Source organism: Spiribacter salilacus (genome assembly GCF_009649225.1).
In the GTDB taxonomy this organism is placed as follows: Bacteria; Pseudomonadota; Gammaproteobacteria; order Nitrococcales; family Nitrococcaceae; genus Spiribacter; species Spiribacter salilacus.
On the sequence record NZ_WJPP01000005.1, the window covers coordinates 107854 to 125124 of the forward strand.

The 17271-nt window shown below is 55.2% G+C and carries 14 protein-coding genes; 4 read left to right on the forward strand and 10 right to left on the reverse strand.

Annotation, left to right across the window (positions count from 1 at the left end; translation table 11 throughout):
• Positions 1-16: 16 nt before the first annotated feature.
• Together GH984_RS09905 and GH984_RS09910 are read left to right on the forward strand one after the other, a co-directional pair.
• Complete coding sequence (locus GH984_RS09905; protein ID WP_153720060.1) at positions 17-1342, forward strand: TolC family protein; 1326 nt, start codon at positions 17-19, stop codon at positions 1340-1342.
• Positions 1339-2370 (forward strand): homoserine O-acetyltransferase family protein, encoded by a 1032-nt coding sequence (locus GH984_RS09910; RefSeq protein WP_153720061.1) that lies wholly within the window; start codon positions 1339-1341, stop codon positions 2368-2370. The genes GH984_RS09905 and GH984_RS09910 overlap by 4 nt, the downstream gene beginning before the upstream one ends.
• On the opposite strand, the gene GH984_RS09915 is transcribed toward GH984_RS09910, so the two are convergent.
• The 8 genes from GH984_RS09915 to GH984_RS09950 are packed head-to-tail and all read right to left on the reverse strand — an operon-like array spanning position 2292 to position 13406.
• Entirely contained in the window at positions 2292-3689 is a 1398-nt protein-coding gene (locus tag GH984_RS09915; protein WP_153720062.1) for an AprA-related methyltransferase, read from the reverse strand. The genes GH984_RS09910 and GH984_RS09915 overlap by 79 nt on opposite strands.
• Positions 3686-6385, reverse strand: a complete 2700-nt coding sequence (locus tag GH984_RS09920) for an NHLP bacteriocin export ABC transporter permease/ATPase subunit (RefSeq protein ID WP_153720063.1) — start codon at positions 6383-6385, stop codon at positions 3686-3688. Before GH984_RS09920 ends, GH984_RS09915 begins: the two co-directional genes overlap by 4 nt.
• Positions 6382-8550, reverse strand: a complete 2169-nt coding sequence (locus tag GH984_RS09925; RefSeq protein WP_153720064.1) for an NHLP family bacteriocin export ABC transporter peptidase/permease/ATPase subunit — start codon at positions 8548-8550, stop codon at positions 6382-6384. The genes GH984_RS09920 and GH984_RS09925 overlap by 4 nt, the downstream gene beginning before the upstream one ends.
• Positions 8540-9787, reverse strand: coding sequence for an NHLP bacteriocin system secretion protein (locus GH984_RS09930; RefSeq protein WP_153720065.1), 1248 nt, complete (start codon positions 9785-9787; stop codon positions 8540-8542). Before GH984_RS09930 ends, GH984_RS09925 begins: the two co-directional genes overlap by 11 nt.
• Positions 9788-9817: 30 nt before the next feature.
• Complete coding sequence (locus GH984_RS09935) at positions 9818-10855, reverse strand: MraY family glycosyltransferase (RefSeq protein ID WP_216643658.1); 1038 nt, start codon at positions 10853-10855, stop codon at positions 9818-9820.
• Positions 10848-11762, reverse strand: a complete 915-nt coding sequence (locus GH984_RS09940; RefSeq protein WP_153720066.1) for an NAD-dependent epimerase/dehydratase family protein — start codon at positions 11760-11762, stop codon at positions 10848-10850. The genes GH984_RS09935 and GH984_RS09940 overlap by 8 nt, the downstream gene beginning before the upstream one ends.
• A complete protein-coding gene (locus tag GH984_RS09945) occupies positions 11759-12499 on the reverse strand; it encodes a glycosyltransferase family 2 protein (RefSeq protein ID WP_216643659.1) in 741 nt (246 codons plus the stop codon). The genes GH984_RS09940 and GH984_RS09945 overlap by 4 nt, the downstream gene beginning before the upstream one ends.
• Positions 12486-13406 carry a lysylphosphatidylglycerol synthase domain-containing protein gene (locus GH984_RS09950; RefSeq protein ID WP_153720067.1) on the reverse strand — a complete coding sequence of 307 codons (921 nt, stop codon included), beginning with the start codon at positions 13404-13406 and terminating at the stop codon, positions 12486-12488. The genes GH984_RS09945 and GH984_RS09950 overlap by 14 nt, the downstream gene beginning before the upstream one ends.
• Before the next feature lie 112 nt (positions 13407-13518).
• On the opposite strand from GH984_RS09950, the gene GH984_RS09955 reads away from it, so the two are divergent.
• Positions 13519-14607, forward strand: a complete 1089-nt coding sequence (locus GH984_RS09955) for an acyltransferase family protein (RefSeq protein WP_172973216.1) — start codon at positions 13519-13521, stop codon at positions 14605-14607.
• On the opposite strand, the gene GH984_RS09960 is transcribed toward GH984_RS09955, so the two are convergent.
• Together GH984_RS09960 and GH984_RS09965 are read right to left on the reverse strand one after the other, a co-directional pair.
• Entirely contained in the window at positions 14549-15337 is a 789-nt protein-coding gene (locus GH984_RS09960) for an ABC transporter ATP-binding protein (RefSeq protein ID WP_153720069.1), read from the reverse strand. The two genes, GH984_RS09955 and GH984_RS09960, sit on opposite strands and share 59 nt — an antisense overlap.
• Positions 15334-16143, reverse strand: a complete 810-nt coding sequence (locus tag GH984_RS09965) for an ABC transporter permease (protein ID WP_153720070.1) — start codon at positions 16141-16143, stop codon at positions 15334-15336. The genes GH984_RS09960 and GH984_RS09965 overlap by 4 nt, the downstream gene beginning before the upstream one ends.
• A 51-nt stretch (positions 16144-16194) precedes the next feature.
• Between GH984_RS09965 and GH984_RS09970 the strand changes: the two genes are divergently transcribed.
• The gene (locus tag GH984_RS09970) at positions 16195-17268 is read left to right on the forward strand and encodes a glycosyltransferase family 4 protein (RefSeq protein WP_153720071.1); all 1074 of its coding nucleotides are present in this window, start codon (positions 16195-16197) and stop codon (positions 17266-17268) included.
• Positions 17269-17271 lie beyond the last annotated feature (3 nt).

A 17271-nucleotide genomic window follows, 5' to 3' on the forward strand; every position in this document is an offset into this window, starting at 1 on the left:
AAGGTAAACGACGCACATGACAGTTGCAAGTATTCTTCAGAGCTACTCAAAAAAAATGACCGTTGTTGTATTCGTCGCGGCGCTAGTGGCTGTAACGGGGGAAGTGCAAGCGCAAACGCTCGCAACGCTGTTGGCGGCAACCGTTGAGAATAACCCGCGCCTATCGGCCATTCGCGAGCGTCAAACATCCAGCCAAGCGAATGTTGATGCTGCCCGTGGTCAGCGCTGGCCCACCCTGACGGTAACCGGACAAGAGGGACGACGCCATTTAGATCAGCGCACCGCCGAAGAAACACTAACCGATCGGCAAGTGCGCCTAGAACTTAACCTTGACCTGTGGCGCAGTGGGCAAATTACGGCCGGCATTGAGAAAGCGAATGCCAGCGCGGCACAAACCGATGCACAGCTTGTGCAAACGTCAATAGACGCGCTCAAAACAGTGACAACAAACTGGTTTTCTCTACAAGGAGCACAGCAGGTCATTGCACTGCAGCGCAGTGATATTGCCGAGCGAGAAAACTTTGTTGAGGAATTAAATACGCGCGTTGAGCGCGGATTAGCCACAGTGGCCGATTTAAGTGCAGCGCAGCTGGCCGTCATTGAACAACAAACCGCGCTCCAACAAACCGAAGAGCAACGCAACCAGGCAGTGGATACCTTAGAGAACTGGACTGGACTGCGCCCGGAACAAGCCATTGGCACCGCCCGATTACCAAAAATTCCCGCTACGCTGGAGGCAGCATTAACTCAAGCGGCACGTCATGCAGCGCAAGTTGAAATTGCCCGTGCCGCCGTTGCACAAGCTGAAGCTGAAGTGGCAGAACGCGAAGGTGCACTTGGGCCGCGATTAAGCCTGAACGCGCATCATGGTTACGACTATGATCAAACTATTCATGAGAATGTGCTTGAGGAGCGTGCGGTCTCGCGCGAGCAATCAACCGGCGCCATGCTTGAGCTAACCGTACCGCTAACGGATGGCGGCACCGGGCGTGCTCAGGTTCGCGCGTCTACGCACGCGCTAGCCGCCGCCCGACTTCATCAGCGCGCTGCACAAGAGGACACCGCTGCGGCGGTACGGCATAGCTGGATGAAACGCGCTGCTGCGCAACAGCGCATCACCCTACTTGAGCAGCAGCTCACGGCTGCCAAAGCACTACAGCAATCGCGCAAGCGAGAGTTTGATCAAGGCCTTAGCGACATTCAGCCACTGCTCGATGCTAACCAAAAACGCAGCAGCACCGAACAGGATTTAATTCATGCCCGCACCACACTGCGCCAAAGTGAGGTTCAGCTGCTTGCTGATATGGGTACGCTAACGCCTGAGCGTCTTGGCCTAGAATGACGATCATTCAGCGGCTACCGGATCCCGTCGAACTTGATCACGGCGCACCGCTGGAAAACGTTGATGTGGCCTACTGCCGCTATGGCGAACTCAATGCAAAGCGTGACAATGTTATTTGGCTTTGTCATGGGCTCACCAGCAATCAGCATGCTGGCCCCAATGGGTCACGCAAAGGTTGGTGGGAATCACTAATCGGACCAAGCCAACCCCTAGATACTGACCAATGGTGCATCATTTGCAGCAATGTGTTGGGGGGAGACAGTGGCAGCACCGGCCCCAACACACCCCACCCGACTGATGCAAAGCCCTATGCCACTCGCCTACCGATACTCACTATCGCAGATATGGTTCGGGCCCAACGAGCGCTTTTAGACGGCTTGGGTGTCTCACAAATTGCCGTGTTGATTGGTGGTTGCATGGGTGGTTTTCAGGGGCTTGAGTGGTTACGCCAGGCACCTGAGCGGGTATCTCGCAGTCTGTTGATTAGTACTACCGCGGCCTCTAGCCCAATGACCATTGCGATGTGGGCGATGATTCGCCGACTCATCCTGACCGACCGTGACGAGGGTATGGGCTTAGGCGCTGCACTTGGATCGCTTTTTTGGTTAGGCAAAGAAGGGATGGAAAACCGCTTTGGCCGTGCAGTCATCGCGCCTGATCAGCCGGTAACCTTTAAACCGTATTTTGCCGTAGAGCAGTTTCTTGAAGATATCATTGCGCGCAAAGCCGGTGGCATGGACCCCAACAGCCTGCTGTACCTGACCCGTGCCATGGATCTATTTGATATGAATAACGCCATAACCCGCTTAACCGGGCCCGTTGAGCTGGTCAGTTATCAGCGTGACTGGCGGTATCCGCCTGACCAAGTAGAGACCCTGAAAACACAGCTTGAGGCTGCCGGTGCTGCCGTCAAACATCATGTGCTTGATAGCAAAACCACCCACGGCGCCTATATCTTTGAGCCAGACACCATTGCACCAATCATTAAATCAGCACTCATTAACGGCACGCCTAACAAATCTTGCTGAAGGTCTTTGATTGATACGGTCGATAATCCGGCCAACTCCGCACACCGGCGATGAAACGCCTGCTCCACCAAATGTTGCCCCGACAAGGTGTGCGTAATATCGGTGGCCAATAGCGGATGTGAGTCTAGGTTTTTGCCAAGCAGCACCGGATCGATCGCATGCGGCTCAAGCATCACCCACCCATGACGCTGCACCCAAGGCAGCCAGCGTTGAAATGCCGCCACCAAATCAGCACCCATCTGCCCGGCCGTTAGCTGCTCAAATGCTTGATTAAGATGCACCGCACACGACGAATGCACAACCGCATCATCTAGCTCATCAGGCTGGCCCAACACGGCACGATTGTGCATCACCGATTTACTCACATGCAGGCAATCCTGCATTTCAATATCATGTTCTTTTAAAGCCAGCGCGATGGCCTCGGGATGATTAATATCCCCTGGCAACACCAACCCACCAATAGGATCAAGGCGCGTTTGGCATAGCCGGCGGGCTGGCGCACTCGGCTCAACAGCTACCAATCGCGGCGGCGTATGGCCTGCCTTAACAAACGCCGAATGCAGCCCCAGCAGCAATGCCCCATTACCCGCCCCCGTATCCACAATGGCCTGCGGTCTATTCGGCGCTATGTGCATTGCCTCCATGACCAACTCGCAAACCGCATTATGGCAATGGGTTTCATAAACGACCGCGCTAAACGCGATATCTGCAGCGCGCTCCACGTGCCACTCATCGCCGCTAGCATCAAACCCCGGCTTTCGATGAGCGTGGATTGCAAACACATCACGCAGACCCGATAGCAACGGCGCATAGCCTGCCACGTAGATACTTTGCGCGGCCATGGGCATACCCGCCCGCCCCGTTTGATTGAGGGCAAAGCCCTTCGTGCTTTCGGTAACCCAGCCCAAAGGGGCCAGCTGCTGCAGTACCTGCCGCCATATCTGCTCTGTGATGCCGCAACCTGCGGCTAAACGTTGAACTGCCCCTTGCTCAGCCAACCGCGCCAGGGCAACCAATGCGTTTAATGCAGACCGTCCCTGAGCCGCAGTGATGGTGTTTGGGGTTGTTAACTCCAACCCTTCAGCTGAAACACCGCCCCAGCCGAGCACCTCAAACCAGCGCCCAACGCAGGCCAGCAAACCCGCATGCGTGTGATGCCGCTCGGCAAGTACCGCAAGTGGAATTGGCCCATCCGCCGCGCGTAGCGCATGCCACACGCCATTGTGCTCAAGGGCATCAACCACCGAGCCCATCGCCGCTTGATTAATCGCACAACAAAGCGATTGCCATGCCCGTTGCTGCGTTTCGGTTAAGCTCATGCCAGCTGGCGATTGGCAAGCGCTGCAAACAACCCTTGCTGATCCATCAACGTGGCAAAGTCACCCACCTCGCCCACGCGCCCGTCTTGCAGCACATAGATACGATCGGCCGCGCGAATGGTACTGAGTCGATGGGCAATGACAATTCGCGTACACGCCAAAGACGCAACGCTCTCGCTAACAATGGCTTGTGTGCGATTGTCCAATGCCGAGGTTGCCTCGTCAAAAATCACCACGCGCGGTCGGCGCACCAGTGCACGAGCAATCATTAAACGCTGCCGCTGCCCGCCAGAAAGGGTAGTTGCCCCTTCGCTAAGAAACGTGTGAAGGCCCATGGGCATCGCCTTGATATCGGCATCGAAGCCAGCCATGCGGGCCGCTTCCCACGCGGCATCTTCATCAACATCACTGCCCGCGGCAATATTATGAAAGATGGACCCAGACAATAGCCGCCCCTGCTGCAACACCACGCCAAACTGATAACGAACCGCGCGTCGGTCCAGCGTTGCCAAGTCCTTATCATCAACAAATACACTCCCGCTCCATGGCTGCTCAAAGCCAAGCAACAGACGAATCAAGGTTGACTTACCCGCGCCGGATGGCCCAACGATGGCAACAAACTCACCGGGGTCCGCTCGCAACGATAATCCTTTAAGCACTGGCGGTGATTGTTCTGAGTAGCCAAAAACCACATCGTGTAAATCAATGGCCCCCTGAATTGGCCCGGGATCTGCCTGATCGGGTGCCTGCTCGGTGGGTGCTTCAAGGATAGGGCGCACACGCTCGTAAAGGGGGGGCAGGTTGGTGAGCTGAATGGCCACGCTCGTTAAACCAAATACCGCGGCAATAAATTGTCCAAAGGCCACATGAAAGGCCACAAAATGGCTGGTTGGCATCACCTGTTGGAGCTGACCCGCTGCTGCACGACCTACATCAGGCGACTCAAACACCGCCAACAGAGCACCACTTTGCAAACCAATCACCGCTAACACGGCCCCCAGCGCCAAGGGGTGGAACCCCGCTTTTAAAACGCTTAACCAATTCTGCAAATTGACATGCTGAAAATTAAGCCCCATTAAAGTGCCATAAGGCCGCCCCCACTGAGCAAATGCGCTGCGCTCAGCGCCCGCCACACGCAGGCGAGATAGCCCCCCTAGCAACTGCAACACCAGCCCTTGCAGCTGCCCTTGCAACGCTAATGTTTGCCGATAGATTTTTATTACCTGCTGCCCAATGCCATACGCAATTGCCATATAGATCAGGGCAAATAACAGCGCGCCCGCAGACAGTTGCCAGTCGTACCAAACCATCAAGCCAAAGCTAAACAGCCCAATCACCGCATGCGATAACGAACCGATTAAAGAGCCGGTGAGTAGCTTACGAATAGAGTTAATGCTCATGGCTCGATTGGCCAAATCGCCTACCGCATATTCTCGGAAAAACGCCGCCTCAAGCTTTAACAACCGATCCCAGACGGCGGCCTGCACGCGGTAGTCCATCGCCCCTTCCATGCGCAACGACGAAAAAGCGCGCACTAAGCCAAAAGTTGCCATGGCCACGGCTAAGGTGATGAGTGCCGCAATTAACACGGTCAGTTGATGCAGCTGAGCTTCGGGGATAACGGGATCCATAATCCAACCGGTGACCACCGGTGTGGCCAGTGACAGGATGCCAGCCAATAGCAGCATGAGCCCAATCCGCCTGAAATCCTGCGCACAACCGGTCAAACTAAAACGCAACAAATCAGCGGGCCCCGTTTTACCCTCGGGTAGCGGCATGAAGACATAAAAGGCCTGACGTGCAATGTCGGCAGCCTGCGCCGCCGTGACTACCTGATCACCGGCTTGCGGGGTCCACATGCGATAGTGTTGATGGCCATCGGGGATAAGTGCCAGTGGATTATTCGCTTTATCAAAGCCTATTAAAGGACCATGATCATTGTTCCACCAGCCTGTTTGCAGATGGACTGCACGCTTTTGTAGCCCTGCGCGCGCCGTCATCGCAGACAATGGATCGTGGCTGCTTAAGGCTCTGGTTTCTGCCTCAGGTTTTAAATCGAGCACACCACCTTGGGCTTTAACGACATGGGCAAGCACCGCGGCAAGATCTCCGCGTGCGGCATCAGCGGCGTCACCCGCTAAGCGGCCTCGCAAACCCTGCGATAGCGCACCGATGGCATCTCGAAAACCGCGGGATCGATTTTGCGCGGTACGTTCTATGGCGTCTGATCGTGCTTGCTCTGCCTCAACCGCACGCGCTGTTACAGATTCAATGATGGCGGCCAGCCGCGCGGCAATCTGCTCTGAATCGGGCTGACAAGGCTCCGCTGGCCCGGCAAACGCAGCACAGGCTTCATCCAAGGCTCGGCATAAAGCAGCCTGCCCAGCAGTATCAGCAGCTGCAAGCACACTTGACCAATCGATCGATACCGTACGGGTTGGCTGTGCAGGTACCGCCACCAAGCGCGCGCCCTTTGGCGTTTCTGGCATGCCAGGCAACACCGTGCCTGCCTCACGCGTAAATAAGTAATGACGCTGAGTGATTGGCCCAGGCGGCTCTAGGAATACATCCAAACACCCGTCAATAATCACCTGCATCGTGCCGACTGCAGGGGTGAGTCGATCACGCCCAGACCATACCTGCTCTGTGCGCTGGGCGCTGTCTGAAAGCCCTAATTGCGCCAGTAAATCACTCATGCCTCACCTACCAATGCGGCATAACGTCCGTTAAGCGCAATCAAATCTTCATGGGTGCCCCGTTCTATGACCTTGCCATGCTCGAGCATGATAATTTCATCCGCGTCCCTAACCGTGCTTAAACGGTGCGCAACTATCACGCAGGTACAGCCACGTCGGCGTAGTGCCCGATCAATTTGCGCCTCCGTTACCGGATCTAGCGCGGCCGTGGCCTCATCAAGCACCAAAACAGCGGGGTCTCGTATCAGCGCGCGTGCAATCTCAATCCGCTGGCGCTGTCCGCCGCTAAAGTTGTCACCCCCCTCGCTGACCGCCTCTAAATACCCACCAGGGCGAGAAGCAATCAGCTCATGAATCATCGCATCCTGAGTTGCCCGTCGCATTGCCGCATCAGTCACACTGTCATCCCACAGCGTCAGGTTGTCGCGTATTGTGCCGGCAAACAAAATACATTCCTGGTCTACTGAGGCAATGTCGCGAGTGGCAAGCCGCCGGGGCAAATCAAATAGCGGCACATCGTCATAAAGCACCGTGCCCGACTGCGGCACCAAAAGCCCGGTCATCAACTTCGCCAGCGTTGATTTGCCGCTACCTGAGCCCCCCACCAACGCCACCCGTTGCCCAGGCTTTAGTTTAAGCGAAAACCCCTCAATTAAAGGCGGCTCTGCCGGGGAGTAGCCAAAAGTAATGTCTTTGAGTTCTACTCGTCCGCTAAGCGGCGTCAATGACGGCTGCGTTTTATCGTCTGGTGGCTCGGTCAGCAGCGGATCTTGGGGGTTATCGAGCACATCATCTAATCGATCTAAATCGCCCTCAATCTCCTGTAGTTGGGAGCCGAGCCCAACCAAATGCTTGATAGGCGTGGTGACATGAACGGTAAGCGCCTGAAACGCAATGAGTGCGCCAATCGTGAGCTGACCCTTCATAATTAACAGCGCACCACCGCCTAAGACGAGAGCAGACATTAAATGGTCCAAAAAAGACGGTACACCTTCTAGCACAGACGTGGTTGCCGATAGCTGTTGCTGCGTATTGACGGTTCTCGTTTGATAACCCGACCAGAGTGAAAAGAAATCACTTTCAGTGCCCGAGGCTTTGAGCGTTTCCATTGCTTGTAGGCCAGCCATTGCAGCGCCCTGAGACTTTCCACTGGTGTTAAGCAGGCTGGCATTTAAATCACGCCGACGGCGTTGGGCAAACTGCAAGGCCGCAATGTTGGTGAACGTAAGGGCAAATACCAACACGGTAAGCTGCCAGCTAAACAACAGCATCACTAACCCAAAAAAACCAATCATTAAGGCGTGAATTACCGTGGTTGGTAACGGCCCGGCCAGCAAACTGGCTAACCGATGGCAGGATTGGACGCGAGCGGCAACATCCCCAATGTAGCGCTGCGCATAAAAGCTCACCGGCAAACGCAGCGTATGCCAGAAAAACTCGCTGGCAATGGTGACGCCCAATTTCATTTGCATTTTAAGTAAGTAGCGCTGCTGCACCCAGGTCAGAAAAGCGCTAAATGCCCCACTAAAGATAAGACCGACCACCAGCACAAACACCCAGTTGCTGTAGCCGCGAATTAAAACATCGTCAATAAACGTTTTTATGAGTGCCGGCTGCACTAAGCCAGGAACTACGAGCAACAAGGTAAATAACATAACAATGCTGGCTGCGTCCCCCGAACCACGCAAACGGGGAAGCAACTTTGGCAAGAGCTTGGGTCGCTCGCCACCGGGCTCAAACTCTGGGCCCGGCTTAAAGGTAAGCATGACGCTGCTAAAGCTCTCTTCAAAATCCTCGCGCGATACCTGACGCGGGCCACTACCCGGATCATTCAAATAAACCCGATCGCCCTTAACTCCTTCCACCACCACAAAATGGCTGACATTCCAAAAGGCAATAAAAGGCTCACCCGCTGTTAACGCCTCGTCGGCCGTTGTGCGAACACCCTTGGTTTCTAACCCATAACGCCGTGCGGCCTTAACGATATTGCTTGCCTTTGCCCCGTCGCGCGAGACCGCGCAATCGTTTCGCAGTTGCTCTAGCGGCACGCGGCGGCCATGAAACTGCAAAATGCTGGCTAGCGCAGCCGCCCCACATTCCACTGCCTCCATCTGCAACCGGGTTGGAGTGCGGAAACGCCAGTGTGTCTTGCTGCTAGCCGCCATTGTGTGGCGAGACCCAGTTTCTCAGCGTAGGAATAAGCAGTTGAATAGGGCTTGCACGGCGGGTAATAACGGCTGCTGTTGCCAGCGACCCGCTTGTTATCTGCGTTGGCGGGCCAAAGGACGAAGACCAAGCAAGGCCACTGGGTGCGGCTTTATCAGGCAGTAAATCGATATGCACCTCTAACGGCGCGCCTGCCTTGGTCAGTTCATTAACCAGTTGCTCGTTGCCCAAACGGTTGAGTAATGCAGGTTGCGTTGCCGGAAAGGCACTCACAAATGAGACTTTGCCAATCATTGCGCCATACACGTCGCGCTCTATATTTTCAGGCGATACCTGCGCGCTCATGCCAGTGGTCACGTTTTTGCCCTGACCCGCGGGAAAATAGCCCACCAGCTGCAGCTGGCCATCCTGACCCTCAATCACGGCAAATTGATCCCCTGCGTTCACCCGATCGCCACGTTTTTGAGCAATCGCCACCACCACGCCGGCTGCCGGTGCGCGAACAAACTGCTCCGCGGCTACAGCGGCCAATAATTCTTCTATCTGGTTTTGCTCTCGGGTGAGTGACTCTGTAAGCGATGCCAATTGATCTTGCTGGCTAGCTTTGAACTGCAAAAGCTCCAACTGGATTTTTGCCATCTGATCACGGCTCTGGCGAATAGACTGCTCAGTTTGATGCAGCTCGCGTCGCGTTGCCTCGACGCGCTCACGCGTAACAAAACCCGCCGCCAAATCCTCACGCTGATCAGCCAGCAACGCTTGCAGATAATCTCGATGCTCCGCATCGTCATCCACCTGCTGCTGCAAGGTCATTATCCGCTGATCCGCATTATCTTGGCGCTGTTTTAAAAGCTGAGCCTGACTGGCCTGCAAATCAGATATTCTTGTCTCTAGCTGATCGACCAGCCGACGTGATGCGGCAATACGCGTTGCCCGCTCTGACTGGCTGATTTTTGCTACCAAGGCGTTGGCTTCTACCTCGTCGCCCACCGAAACGGCAATTTCTTCGACCACGCCTGCGCCGGGGGCTGCCACCGAATAAACACTCGCATCAGAATAGAGCAGCACCCCACGCCCCTCAGACCGATAGTCGATTTGGCCAAAAAACCCCCACGCAATAAACGCGCCCACTAACAACGTGCTAATGGCCGCAATCAGCCAAGTAAATGGACGTGTTAGCTTTAATGCGGTGGACAGTTGTTCAGGATCACCGCGCGATGGTGACTTAGCCCCCATGAATCCGCTCCTTGTTTTTAGGTGTTAACCCTAGCACGACTGCCCCGCCCTTCCGCAAACCGCCAACAGCGTGAGCAAACCCGTTATTAAAATCACGGTGGGCAGCGCCGGGATTGCACCGGCTGCCAGCAGCCAGGCGGCGGGCAGCAGAAAAACCAGGTTGATGAGTAACACGAGTAATGTGACACGGGTATGACCCCATTTGGCGGCCGCATGCTGATAGGCATGGCTGCGATGAGCTTCGGTTATACGCTCGCGGCGGGCGGTGCGCACGAGCAAGGTGGCCGTGGCGTCTATCCAAAAGATGGCAGATAGCACAATGCCGCTCCAAAACAGCAGTGGCGCGGCATGGGCGGCCAGTAACACCAGCGCGCCAAGCAATAGCCCGAGTAAGCCACTGCCGGCATCGCCCATAAAAATACGCGCGGTGGGAAAGTTCCAGGGCAAAAAGCCCAGCGCACCGGCGGCAATCAGGCCGCCCAGCGCTACTACCGCGGGATAAGGGCCCAGCATGAGGGCCATTAATGCCAAGCCGCCGGCCACGGTAAACGCCTCAATACCGGCAATGCCGTTAATGCCATCCATAAAGTTAAATAGATTCAGCATCCAAATCAGATACACCCAGGCCAGTGCATGGCCAATCAGGCCAAAATCAACTAGCTGACCAGCAATCGGGATAGGCGGCAGCCCACCTAATGTAAAAAGCACTATCGCCGCGGCTAGCGCATGCGCCACCAACCGCCAGCGCGCAGGAATATCGCCCATGCGATCGTCCCACCAGCCTGCGGCCGCCACTATCAAACCCGCTGCCATCAGGCCGATGCCAGGCTTAAGCGGCAAATAACCCCCCAGTAACAGCAGCGGCAGGCCCAGCAGCACGATTGCCACAATTGCCAGCCCGCCGCCGCGCGGCGTGGGCTCGGTGTGGGAGCGCCGGGCACCGGGCTGATCCAGCATCTGACGGCTGGTAGCGTAGCGCCGCACCACACCCACCAAAACCGCCGTAATGCCCACCGCCACCCACAGGGCTGGCGCCAGCCAAATCAGCCCAATATGCCCCTCAGCCATCGCCTTTCACCATCTGCTCAATACCCGCCTTAAACGTAAGCGGTGGGCGCCAGCCAAGCACAGCCTCGGTATCGCCAACATCCATACATAACGACCCAATCAACCGCTCAACCCGCGATTTTTGACCGCTGATCTGCCCAATCCCGCGAATAATGGGGACAGGCACTTTTATCAGCAAATTTTTTTTGTTCATGGCCGTGGCAATTTCGGTGATCAGCTCGGGGGTGCTGGGCATGTGGGCATCGCGCATGAGCCAGACTCGGCCGGGGGCGGTGGGGGCGTTAATGCAGTGCAAAAGGCCGTCCACTAGATTAGCGCGGCCAATGAGGGAGCGCTGATTGTTGACCGCACCCAAGGGTAAGGGCCACCCGCGGGCCACGGCATTAAGCAGGCTTGCCAAATTGCCGCCAACGCCCGGGCCGTGCACTAGCGGCGGGCGAACTACAACGCCTTCTAAGTCAGACTGGGCGACCACCTCCCATAACGCCGCTTCGGCCGCGGCTTTAGAGCGCGCATAGGCATCGGCGGGAGCGGGGGTATCGTCGGCGCGAAAGGGCTGCTCAGCTGAGGCCAACTCGCCATTCACCTTAATGCTGGAGAGGAAAATCATCCGCCGCACGCCGGCTGCCGCTGCCGCCTTGGCCAAGCAGGCGGTACCCAGCGCATTCACCCGATGAAACCCAGCCTCATCAGCCTGGCCAGCCCGATCCATCACATGCACGCGCGCGGCACAGTGAATAAGCGTATCTACGCCATCGAGCCAAGGGCCCCACTGCGTATCCGGCCCTAATTCGGCCTGCGAGCGAGTTAACGCACGCATCGCAAACCCCCGGCGGGCGCCCTCGGCGCACACCACCCGCCCAATCCAGCCCGATGCGCCGGTTACGGCCACGGCCCGGGGCTTCATGGCAATCGCCCTAGGTGTTTGAAGAAATAGCGAGCGATGCTAAGGGCATGCCAACGCATATAGCCTAAGTTGCGGCGGCTTGTGCGCTGAGCATCGTGGATTACTTCGGCTTCTGGGACGAGCAGAACTTTCCAGCCTGCACGCCAGAGTCTGGCGCAAATATCAACGTCCTCGTAATACAGATGGAAGCCCTCATCAAACCCACCAATCGAGGCAAACGCTTCTTGGCGAAAGAGCATGCACATCCCCCCAACCCAGTCTACGGCTTGCGGATCTGTGCCAGAAACCGGCGCACGCCCGTCAGCCGCGCCCAGTGCTTTTGCAACGAGATCATGGAATCTTGGGAAATTGCGCGCATTGTCCTCAACCTCACCAGATGGTGAACGCACCAAAGGCGCAACGACACCCACATCCGGTTGCTTCAATGCATCAAGCAGGGCAGGAAAGGGATCGGTAGGCATACGCAAATCAGGGTTGATGACACCAAAAAAAGACGCCTTTGAGCGCTGAAAAACCGCGTTATGATTAGCACCAAACCCTGCTGGCTGAGTGTTTTCAGTCACATCAAGCCACTGATCTAATAACAAATGTGCTGGTAAGGAGCCCGGGCAATTGGCCGTAATGCTTATCTGCACGTTTTCAGGCAATTTGCGCAGATCTTGGAGCAAATGCGCTAATAACGCCTGCTGCCCATGGCTAACAACGGATAACCTTAGGTTGCCTTCACCCTCGCGCACGAAAAACCAACCCAAGCAAAAATGTCAGCCCGTCACCCAGCGTTGTTAACACGCGCGAACTAATACCTAAAGAAACGGCACCGGCAGGGCCTAAAATCGGAGAAAACAAAACGAGTAAAGCGGCTTCTCTGACACCCAACCCTCCCGGTGCACCGGGCGTTACATAACCCGCTACCCAGGCGGTGGCAAATAACATGATAAACGACAGCAACTCGCCTGCATCAATGGCAAATAAGTACCGCGCCTGAACAAATGCGGATGCACCAAGCAGGCAAAAACAAGACAGCAAAATTGCCGCCGTGACCAGCGCCACGAGCGCCTTAGGCCGCGAAATAACTACCCCATTACCAAGCCGTCTCGACAGCCCCGGCGAAACGCGATTTAACAGCGCAATTGCCGGCCACGGAGCCAGCGCCAATGCACCAGCCAACCCAAGAACAACCCATTGCTGATTAAGCACATCAAACGGCCCACGGAGCGGTGTATCTAACAGCAGCAAAAGCGCAATCGCGGCAATCCCCAGCCCCAATGCAAGCGTCCAAATCACTTCCAGCAGCGTAACGCTGATTACCGGCCCCAAAGGAAGCCCCTGAGCTCTGGCGAGTGCGGCACGGCCCACAAAATGCCCAATATTACCGGGCAAATACTTGGCCATCTGCGATAGCGCGATAATTTTAAAGGCGGCTGACCAGCGAACAACGACGCCTAAATCATCAAGCAAAATCCGAAACAACAAAGCGAGCAATGCGGCAGTCATGGGCACAACGATCAAAGAGAATAGACCGGCCGCCAACGCGCTTGGCGTCATCTTAACTCTAGGCATATCGGCAAGGTTAGACACCAAAGCAAACGCGAAGTAAATCGTCCCGATCGCTACGAGAAAAAAACCGACTCGACGTGCCCACATGCGAAAAGATCGCGATTTCTTCCCCAATTTAATGCTCCACTGCCCTATTGTCTCCACGGGTGCAGCATATCAGCTACCATTCGCTACTAAACGAGCAGAGGATAACCGATTCGTGGCAAATCTGATGGATAGCACCGCCGGCAAACCGCTGGCTCAGTCATCAGCGCGAATCCAATGGATCGACGCAATCAAGGGGCTGGGCATCAGCCTAATCGTTATTGGGCACATTTGGGCGCTTGATGATCGATCCCTTTTTTACGAATGGATCTTTGCCTTTCACGTGCCGCTTTTCTTCTTTGCCGCCGGCCTCAATCTTAAACCCAAAATAACCGCACCCTTGGCGTTTGCTCGTCTTCGCTTTCAGCAGTTAATGACGCCGTACATTATCTTTGCATTGATCGGGTATCTCTTCCACTTAGGCGGATACCTTCTCACAAAGGGGCAAGCCAACCCCCCTGCCGCCTTTGCCGACGGCCTCTGGATACCCCTGTTTGGAATTCTTGAGGGCAGGGTCGGTGATGGGCGGCTCGTCAATAGCCCACTGTGGTTCTTGCCGGCACTGCTCATTGCGCTTGTTGCCTGTCATGCCATTAACCATCGCCTGCAAAACACCGCCGCCCGGCTTGCCATCGTAGCTATGATGAGTGGCATTGCGTTATGGGTGGGAGATGGGATGGCACTGCCCTTTAGCATCAATGCCGCACTCATTGGGTTGTTGTTTATACAAGTCGGCTTTGAATATCGGCGTGTCGGCTTTCCACTGCCCCACCGCTCAACCGGAGCAATCGGCCTCATGGCGATAGCGTTTGCGATTACGCTGTTTGCGCCACTGAATGCACCCGTAGACCTTGCCAAGGCCACCGTAAATCAACCGCTGCTGTATTTACTGTTTGCCGGTGCGGGGATTATTTTTTGCTTAGTCGGCACGCGTATTGCGCCAAGCATTATTCAGAGCTGGCTGGCGCGAATTGGACGGCATAGTTTGGTCATTCTCGTTACCCATATGCTCATTATTAAGGCGGTCAAGGTGGGGCTGTATCTCATCACGGGCATCTCTATCGATACCATGGAGCATAGTGTGCTGCTTGGTTTAGCAGTGCTGGCCATCACTTGTTTGATCATGCTGCCAACCGGCGCGGTTATTATCCGTTGGTTCCCGTGGATGTTGGGGCAGAAAAGTAGGCCGCTAGCACCTCACTAACCTCACCCTCCATCCGAATGTGGCCATGCTCAAGCCAGATCACTCGATTACAAACACTCTCAATCAGCGGCCGACTGTGACTAGCCAGCACTAAGATATCCGTGTTGTTGACCAGCGACTGCATTCGCTGCTCTGCACGCACCCGAAAATCTTCATCGCCCGTTGATAACCACTCATCCATCACCAAAATCTGCGGCTGAATAGCAGTCGATACCGCAAAAGCCAAGCGCAACTGCATACCGGATGAATAAGTGCGAAAGGGCATATCGATAAAATCGCCTAACCCCGAGAATTCGATAATCTCATCAATCCGGGCCCGGGTTTCCGCTGGGGTGAGCCCCATCATGGCGGTGCGCAGGCGAATGTTTTCCCGCCCCGTTGCCTCGGGATCGATGCCGAGGCTAATATTGATTAAAGACACACACTCGCCAGAAATATCAGCGGTGCCTTCAGTAGGATAATAAATCCCAGACAACACGCGCAGCAGCGTGCTCTTGCCCGAGCCATTATGCCCAACAAGACCCAGTCGATCGCCCGGTTTAAGGTCTAAATCAATGCCTTCTAAACCCCGCACGGTAACTTGCCCGTCGGCTGCACGATTAATGCTGCCACCGGTCATCGAACTGAGCACGCGGTTTTTTAGCGATAGCGTTGCCGCATTAAAAACGGGAAAGTCGACACAAACGCCATCAAGGGTAATACGCGCGGGTTGTTGTAGATCTTTGTTCATAACCAATACGCCACCCGCCGCCGATAGCGACCAAAAAATGCAATCGCAAAGGCCCAGCCAATCACCGCCATCACCAACGGAATAACCCAGTTCAGCAGGGTCGTTGGCATGCCAAGCAAAGGCGAGCGCACAATCGTTAGGAAGTGATAAAACGGGTTAAAATCAAGCACCGGAATATCTACACGGGCTCTTAATAACGCTTCGGTCCAAATAATCGGCGTCAGATAAAAGCTGACCTGCAGCACATTGCCCACAATTTCCGTCACATCACGATAGCGCGCACAAACCACAGCCAACACCAAGGCAATCCAAAGCAAATTGATGGTGAGCAATATCAACCCAGGAATGGCTAGCAACGCATCCCAACCCACCGGCCGCAAAAAGACTAATAAAACCAGCGGAATGATGAGTAAGTTATGCGCAAGAATCAGCAAGTTACGATAAATTGTAAGCCCAACATGCGTACTGAGCGGCATGCGCACCTGCAAAATCGTGCCGCTTGAATCAATGAAAGCGGTACAGCCCTCACCCAATGCGGCGGCAATATACGTCCACAAAATAAGCCCAATCGCCAGGTACGGAATGAACTCTGGCATATCGAGCTGAAATAAATTGCCAAACACCAAACTTAAAGCGGCAATGAGCACCCCTTTATTAATGGTGAGCCAAAAAGGACCAATTCGAGAACGCCGGTAACGGGTGGCAATATCCTGCCAACCCAGCGTTAATGTGACATGGCCACGGCGTAAGGCCGCGACAATGTCCTCAAAGCCCTCGGCAGCAGCAAGGCGTACGGCTCCAGTCATGTTATGCTATTCAGTTGATTCAAAAAGATAACTCGCCAATATACACGAGACATGAAAATACTCTATGTTGCCGGCAGGGAGGCCGAATATTCCCGCACCCGTATCGTCATCGCGGCTCTGCGTGCCCGTGGGCATGATCTTACGCTGTGCTTACCCCCTGACCGCCGCTTTCGCCACTACCCCAGCTTAGCCTGGCAAGTGTTCCGCAACGCCGGGCAGTGCGATGTGGTACTCGTTGGCTTCTATGGCCAACTCCTTCTACCCTTGGTATGGCTTGCCACCCGTAAACCGATTGTTTTCGATACCTACATTACCACTTACGACACAATGGTATTCGATCGCGCCAAAGCCAAGCCCGGCTCTTTAAAAGCCTGGCTTTATGGCCTTTCAGACCGCCTTTCCTATCGGCTGGCGCGCATTAGCATACTCGACAGTCAGCATGTGATCGACCATTTTGGCCGCCTATTTAACTGCTCTACTCACAAGCTACGCCGCCTATTTTTAGCGGTGGACGACACCGTCCTTCACCCCCGCACGGAAACACCCAGCCCGGCCACCCTACCAACCCCTGAGAAACCGTTGCTCGTGCATTTTCATGGGGAATACACCCCATTTCATGGCGTTTCCACCATTATTCAGGCCGCCAAAATTCTGCAAGACGCCGCTGAGCCGGTGGTTTTTCAAGTGGTTGGCAAAGGCATTACCTACGAGCAAGACCGCGCATTAGCCGCTGAGCTTGGCGTAGCCAATATTCGGTTTATTGACCCCGTGCCCTATCCCGATTTGGCCGATTTAATGGACAAAGCCGACATCTGCTTGGGTATTTTTGGCAATAATCATCGCGCCGAATTGGTTATTACCAATAAAGTGGTTGAGGCTATTGGCATGCGCAAACCGCTCATTACGCGAGATAACGCGCCGGTTCGCGAGCTACTCACCCATGATGAAACGGCCTATTTAGTACCACCGGCTAACCCCGAGGCGCTTGCACAGGCTATTCGCACCCTAGGCACCGACCCCGCTAAACGCGATGCCATGGCCCAGGCTGGCTATGCACGCTTCCTTGAATATGGAACCATTAGTCAACTTGGCGCGGGGTTCGACCGCATACTCAACGACTTATAGGAT